The organism is Micromonospora sp. NBS 11-29, assembly GCF_002140155.1.
Lineage (GTDB): Bacteria > Actinomycetota > Actinomycetes > Mycobacteriales > Micromonosporaceae > Micromonospora.
Genome location: NZ_NAPR01000014.1, coordinates 31,179 through 32,388, shown reverse-complemented (window position 1 = coordinate 32,388; position 1,210 = coordinate 31,179). Strand labels below are relative to the sequence as shown.

Annotated in this window: 2 protein-coding genes; both read left to right on the top strand. The window is 73.8% G+C overall.

Features of this window, described 5'->3' with window-relative positions:
• Nucleotides 1-385, top strand: a 385-nt coding sequence (locus B1205_RS20615) for an acyl carrier protein (protein ID WP_254910090.1), incomplete at its 5' end; no start/stop codon positions are given.
• Nucleotides 386-432: 47 nt separating this feature from the next.
• Nucleotides 433-1,210, top strand: a 778-nt coding sequence (locus tag B1205_RS31970; RefSeq protein ID WP_441338527.1) for a beta-ketoacyl synthase N-terminal-like domain-containing protein, incomplete at its 3' end; no start/stop codon positions are given.

Genomic DNA, 1,210 nt, shown 5'->3' with positions numbered 1-1,210 from the left:
GTTCCGGGAACTCGGCTTCGACTCGCTGACCGCGGTGGAGCTGCGCAACCGGCTCGGCGCCGCCACCGGGCTGCGGCTGCCGGCGACGCTGGTCTTCGACAACCCGACCCCGGCGGCGCTCGCCGCACACCTGGCCACCCAGGTCGCCGTGCCCGACGGCGCGGCCGACCGGTCCGCCGGCGTCGGGCGGGACCTGGACCGGCTGGAGGCGGCGCTGGCCGGGCTCGACCCGGACGACGAGGCGTTGCGCGGGATCACCGAACGGCTGCACGGCCTGCTGGACCGGCTGACCGCCCGGCAGGCCGACGCGGACGACGACGACCTTGAGTCCGCCACCACCGAGAACATCTTCGACCTGATCGACCGCGAGCTGGAGACGTCATGAGCGCCGGCCGCGACGACATCGGTACGCCGAGTGAGGTAGGGCCACGGGTGAACAGCGAGGACGAGAAGTACGTCGAGTATTTGAAGCGTACGACCTCGGAGCTGCGGCGTACCCGGCGTCGGCTGCGGGCGCTGGAGGCACGCGACACCGAGCCGATCGCCATCGTGGCGATGACCTGCCGCTACCCGGGCGGCATCGGGTCGCCGGAACAGCTCTGGGAGCTGCTGCGCGACGGGCGTGACGGGATCGGGCCGTTCCCCGCCGACCGGGGGTGGGACCTCGACCGGCTCTTCCACCCCGACCCCGACCACCCGGGGACCAGCTACGTGCGGGAGGGCGGGTTCGTCTACGACGCCGGGGACTTCGACGCCGACCTGTTCGGCATCAGCCCCCGCGAGGCGGTGGCGATGGACCCGCAGCAACGGCTGCTGCTGGAGGCCACCTGGGAGGCGTTCGAACGCGCCGGGCTGCCGCTGCCGGCCGTGCGGGGCAGCCGCACCGGCGTGTTCGTCGGCGCCGCCGCGCACGGCTACGACGCGATCCTCGCCCAGGCCGGGCAGGACGGCGAGGGGCACTCGCTGACCGGCAACTCGACCAGCATCGTCTCCGGCCGGATCGCGTACACGCTCGGGCTGGAAGGGCCGGCGGTCACCATCGACACCGCCTGCTCGTCCTCCTCCGTCGCCATCCACCTGGCCGTGCAGGCGCTGCGCAACGCCGACTGCGAACTGGCCCTGGCCGGCGGCGTCACCGTGATGCCCACCCCGGCGGTGTTCGTCGGCTTCAGCCGCCAGCGCGGCCTGGCCGCCGACGGCCGGTGCAAGC